This window comes from Streptomyces sp. NPDC041108, from assembly GCF_055592645.1.
Genome location: NZ_JBVIYK010000001.1, coordinates 1 through 5,355, shown reverse-complemented (window position 1 = coordinate 5,355; position 5,355 = coordinate 1). Strand labels below are relative to the sequence as shown.

The 5,355-nt window shown below is 70.6% G+C and carries 3 protein-coding genes, 1 tRNA gene and 1 rRNA gene; 1 reads left to right on the top strand and 4 read right to left on the bottom strand.

All coding sequences use genetic code 11. The features are described from left to right. Positions 1 to 1,015, bottom strand: a 1,015-nt coding sequence (locus tag ACZ6BB_RS00025) for a HAMP domain-containing protein (protein WP_471613049.1), incomplete at its 3' end; no start/stop codon positions are given. A 508-nt stretch (positions 1,016 to 1,523) separates the two neighbouring features. On the opposite strand from ACZ6BB_RS00025, the gene ACZ6BB_RS00020 reads away from it, so the two are divergent. Beyond that, positions 1,524 to 4,268, top strand: a complete 2,745-nt coding sequence (locus ACZ6BB_RS00020; protein ID WP_471613048.1) for a SpoIIE family protein phosphatase — start codon at positions 1,524 to 1,526, stop codon at positions 4,266 to 4,268. A 49-nt stretch (positions 4,269 to 4,317) separates the two neighbouring features. On the opposite strand, the gene ACZ6BB_RS00015 is transcribed toward ACZ6BB_RS00020, so the two are convergent. From ACZ6BB_RS00015 to rrf, 3 genes are all read right to left on the bottom strand, one after another. Beyond that, positions 4,318 to 4,390 (bottom strand) — tRNA-Thr (locus ACZ6BB_RS00015). 95 nt (positions 4,391 to 4,485) lie between these two features. Then, positions 4,486 to 5,148 (bottom strand): DegT/DnrJ/EryC1/StrS family aminotransferase, encoded by a 663-nt coding sequence (locus ACZ6BB_RS00010; RefSeq protein WP_471614081.1) that lies wholly within the window; start codon positions 5,146 to 5,148, stop codon positions 4,486 to 4,488. A gap of 112 nt (positions 5,149 to 5,260) precedes the next feature. Beyond that, a 5S ribosomal RNA gene (gene rrf / locus ACZ6BB_RS00005) occupies positions 5,261 to 5,355 on the bottom strand; the annotation flags it as partial.

Here is a 5,355-nt window from a genome sequence, read left to right as displayed (position 1 = left end):
CGTCGGCGAAGATCCGCAGGGTCTCGGTCATCTGATTGATGGTCTCGGCGAGCTTGGCGACCTCACCGCGTGTGGGCACGGTGACCTTCTGCGACAGATCACCGTTGGCGACCGCCGTGGTGACCTGGGCGATCCCCCGCACCTGCGCGGTGAGATTGCCGGCCATGGTGTTCACCGAATCGGTGAGTTCCTTCCACACACCCGCCACACCGGGCACTTCGGCCTGACCGCCGAGCTGCCCGTCGGTGCCCACCTCCCGGGCGACCCGGGTCACCTCGGAGGAGAAGGCCGAGAGCTGGTCGACCATCGTGTTGACGGTCTCCTTCAGCTCCAGCATCTCGCCGGCCACGTGCACGGTGACCTTGCGGGACAGATCGCCCTTCGCGACCGCCGTCGTCACCAGCGCGATGTCCCTCACCTGCGCGGTGAGCCGGTGCGCCATGGTGTTGACGGACTCCGTCAGGTCCTTCCACGAACCGGACATGCCCCGCACCTTGGCCTGCCCGCCCAGCTTGCCCTCGGTGCCCACCTCGCTGGCCACGCGCGTGACCTCGTCCGTGAACGTCGACAGCTGGTCGACCAGGTTGTTGACGGTACGCCCGACCTTCAGGAACTCCCCGCGCAGCGGATGCCCGGTCCCGTCCGGCCCCTGCGACCGCAGCTCCATACGGGGCGACAGATCGCCCTCCGCGACCGCCGACAGCACCCGGCTGACCTCGGAGACAGGCCGCACGAGGTCGTCGACCAGCGCGTTCGACGCGTCGATCGCGGCCGCCCAGGACCCCTCGGTGGCGCCCGTCTCCAGCCGCTCGGTGAGCTTGCCCTCACGACCCACCACACGCCGCACACGCGACAGCTCGCCCGTCAGATGCAGGTTCCGGTCCGCCACCTCGTTGTACACGGCGGCGATCTCGGACATCACACCGTCGCCCGAGACCGTCAGCCGCTTGCGGAAGTTGCCGTCCCGCATCGCTTCCAACGCCGTGAGCAGCCGGTTCAGGGCAGCGGTATCCACAGTGGTGGTCCCATTGCGCGGTTTACGTGATTTGCGCTGCTCGCTCAGGGACTGTCCGCCTTTCGCGCGCGCCTTCGTGCCTCGCGTCGCTGCGCCAGACTCCACTGTGCCCCTCCCGCAAGGGTCGACCGGTCCTACTGGACGTACTACGCCGCATTCGAACGCTTCATACTGCTCACACCACTCGTACCACTCGTACCGCTTCGTACTCGGGTACTCACGGGCGGATCGGCCGCCGCCCTCCGCCGCACCGGGAAGGCACTCGGACCCACCCGGCCTGCTCCTGGGAGCCTGCCCAGTGTTTCACCATGGCTGAACCAGGCCATAACAGTTCGGCAGCTTCGCACACGGTCCGCACACCTCCGGACGGAAACACAGACGACCGGCATCCGCATGGACGGCGAAGGTAAGTAACCTTGCATGCGGCTGTCCAGCCATGCCGGTCCCGTCCGGCCTGGGCGGTGGCGCACGAGCACGAGCGGGCAGGCATCGGAGGGGCGGCCGCACCATGACCACCGGACTGCATCCCGGGGAGACCCCCCAGGAACCCAGGCCGACGGAGAACCGGCCCCTGCCCCGGCAGGAGGCCGTCCCAGGATCCCCCCACGTCGAGAACCGGACAAGGAGTGCTGTGATCACCGCGCGCGCGGCCGCCAGCTTCGCTGCCGTCTCACGATCCGTCGCGACCGCCCGCTCATTCGTCCGCGACACCCTCCAGGGCTGGGGCTTCGCCGACATCGTCGACGACGCCGTCGTCCTCACCAGCGAACTCGTCACCAACGCGGTGGTCCACGCGGGAACCTCCGCCGACGTCCTGTGCCTGCGGGCCGACGACGGCGTACGCATCGAGGTCGCCGACAGATACCCCGAACGTGAGATCCCCCTCCAGGGCAGCCACGTCAACATGGGCAGCCCGGACCGCGAAGGCGGCCGCGGCCTGCAACTGTGCGCGGCGATGGCCTCCCGCTGGGGCGTCGAGTACACGTCCACCCACAAGCAGGTCTGGTTCCAACTCGACCTCCCCGACCGCCCGGTGGGCACCCGCTCGGCCGGCCCGGCACTCCCCCCCGACCTGCTGCCGCTCGCCGACGGCCGGGTCCGCGTCGCGGTCGTCCAGATCGACCGCGCGGGCGCGATCGGCGCCTGGAACGAGGACGCCGAGGAACTCTTCGGATACGCCCCGGACCACGTCATCGGCAAGCCCCTCACCGATCTCGCGGCCTGGCCGCACACCCCCGGCACCAGCACCGGCGTCGTCGAGGCCCTCCAGCTCTCCCGCTGGGAGGGCAGTTACGGCATCCGCGCCGCCGACGGCCGCGTGACTCCCGTCTACGCCTCCCATCTCCGGGTCCGCGACACCGCCGGAGACCCCTCCACGGTCTGCCTCCTCGTCCGCGACCACGAGCGCGCAGTCCTGCAGACCCCGCTGCGCATGTCCGCCGGCGACGGCTCCGGTTCCGGCGAGGGCCAGGCCACGGACCCCTTCGAGGTCTTCATCGGCTCCCCCGCCCCCGACGACCTCGACGGCCTCCTCCAGCGCACTGTCGAGCGCGCCCGCGACATGCTCGACGGCGACTCCGCCTTCCTCCTCCTCGCGACCGACGACGAGACGGAGCTGGAGGTCCGGGCCTCCACGGGCCTCCCCTCCGCCCGCCAGCGCTTCGCCCGCGTCCCCGTGGACGCCGGCCCCGGCCGCTACGGCTCCGCCCGGATGCCCGCCGTCCACGACGACCTCACGGCCGTCCCCGGCGCCGTCCCCCTTCTCAACGGCACCGGCATGCGCTCGGTCGTCACGGTCCCCCTCAAGGTCGAGGGCCGCCTCACGGGCTCCCTCGGCGTCGCCGCGGAGTCCCACGGCCGGTACTCCAACGAGGAGGCCCTGCGCCTGCAGTTCGCCGCCGACCGCATCGCCCTGGCCGTCGAGTCCGCCCGCCTCGGCGAGCTGGAACGCCTGCGCCGCGGCTCCCTGAGCTTCCTGGTCGAGGCCTCCGACCTCCTCGCGGGCACCCTGGACCGCGACCAGACCCTGGCCCTCATGGCCCAGATGACGATCCCGACGCTCGCCACCTGGTGCGCCGTCTACACGATCGCCGACCAGGCCTCCGACCCCTACCTCAGCTACGTCCTGCACGAGGACGAGGACCTCATCGACGGCCTCAAGGCCCTCCTCTCCAAGATCCGCCCGCCGGAGCCCATCCCCACCCCGGGCGCCCGCATCTGGACGGCACCCGCCGAGGCGGCCCACCAGGCGGCCCTGCGCACCTCCATGCGCAGCCTCGGCCTCGGCGAGCCCGCCACGGTCAGCTCCGGCATCGGCACCACACTGGCGACCGCCTCGGCGGTCGGCGGCGAGACGGTCGTCCTGCCCCTCGTGGCCCGCAACCGCGTCATCGGCATGCTGACCCTCGGCAAGCCCACCGACGAACACTTCCGCCAGGAGATCCTGGAGCTGGCCGAGGATCTCTCCCGCCGAGCGGCCCTGGCCCTGGACAACGCCCGCCTGTACTCGGAGCGTGTGGCCATCAGCCAGTCCCTCCAGCGCAGCCTCCTCCCGCCCGAGCTCCCCCAGATCGACGGCGTCGAGGTCGAGGTCATCTACCGCGCGGCCGGCGAGGGCAATGAGGTCGGCGGTGACTTCTACGACCTCTTCCCCATCCGCGACGGCGCGTACGGCTTCGCCATCGGCGACGTCTGCGGCACCGGCCCCGAAGCCGCCGCCGTCACCGGCCTGGCCCGCCACGCCCTGCGTCTGCTGGCCCGCGAGGGCTACGCGGGCCCGGCGGTCCTGGAGCGCCTCAACTCCGCCATCATCGACGAGGGCGCCCGCAGTCGCTTCCTGACACTCCTGTACGGCGAGCTGTGGCCCCAGGAGGACGGCAGCGCCGTCCTGAAGGTGGTCTGCGCCGGCCATCCGCTCCCACTGCGCCTGCGCCAGGACGGCACGGTCGAGCCCGCCGCCGAACCCCAGGCCCTTCTCGGCGTCATGGAGGACCTGGAACTGTACGAGCAGACGGTCACCCTCGACCCCGGTGACGTGCTCCTGTGTGTGACGGACGGCGTCACCGAACGCCGCGAGGGCACCCGCATGTTGGGCGACGACGGCCTCGCCGAGGTCCTCACCACCTGCACGGGCCTCACCGCGGGCGCGGTCGCGGCCCGCGTCATGCGCGCGGTCGAACGCTTCGCCTCCGACGCGCCTTCCGACGACATGGCCATCCTGGCGATGCGGGTCCCGGGCCTCCAGACGGACTGACTCCGGGTACGACAAAGGCCCCGCCCAATCGGGCGGGGCCTTTCGCTTGAGCCCCCAAACGGAATCGAACCGTTGACCTTCTCCTTACCATGGAGACGCTCTACCGACTGAGCTATAGGGGCCTGTCACCTGTTCGAGGTTTCCCTCGCGGCAACGAGATAGATCATACCCCGAACCGGCGCCTGCCTCGAACCACCCAGCGCACTGCCGACATGCACTAGAAGGCCGGCTGCAGCAGCCCGCCGAGGGCGTTGCACACGGAGACCAGCCTCTGCAGCTCGCGCCGCGACATCTCGCCGCCGATCGGCAGCGCCAGCGTCTCGTCGGCCGCCCTCTCGGTCTCCGGCAGACACACGTCCCGCCGGAATCCGGGCATCCGATGCACCGGTGTCTTCACCGGCACTCCGCACGCAACTCCCTTGGCCCGCACGGCCCGCGCGAAGGCGTCCCGGTCCGGGCGCCCGTTCCCGGGCACCCGCACGACGTACTGCTGGAAGGTGTGCCCGTCACACCCTTCGGGAGTGCGTACGCCCTTCAGCTTCGCACTGAGGTACGCGGCCCGCCGCCGACGCTCCCCCAGTTCGCTGTACGGCGTCTCCGACTCTCCCTGTTCCAGCACCAACAGCCCATGCCGCTGCCCGACCTGACGCAGCGCCGCGACGTCGGCCGACCTGCCGAAGCGATGGACGACGACCGCCGCCACCGTCCGCGAGGTCACCGCGGCCTCGACGGCCGTCGCGTCCAGGCAGTACGTCGCCGGGTCTATGTCGGCGAACACCGGCACGGCACCTGCCAGACTCACCGCCTGAGCGACCTCCGGATTCCCGAACGCCGGCACTACGACCTCGTCACCGGCGCCGACACCCGCGGCCCTGAGCATTCCAACGGTACCCATGCTGCGGATCCTGGTCGGGCAACGTGAACTCCAAGTGACGCACAACAAAAAAGAGCTGGTCCCCGAACCGAAATTCGGGGACCAGCTCTCAATATTTGTTCGGCGGCGTCCTACTCTCCCACAGGGTCCCCCCTGCAGTACCATCGGCGCTGTAAGGCTTAGCTTCCGGGTTCGGAATGTAACCGGGCGTTT

What these genes read in the sequence shown, in the direction of transcription:
- ACZ6BB_RS00020 (WP_471613048.1), top strand. Translation starts at nt 1,524, where the DNA reads ATGACCACCGGACTGCATCCCGGGGAGACCCCCCAGGAACCCAGGCCG.
- ACZ6BB_RS00010 (WP_471614081.1), bottom strand. Translation starts at nt 5,148, where the DNA reads ATGCTCAGGGCCGCGGGTGTCGGCGCCGGTGACGAGGTCGTAGTGCCG.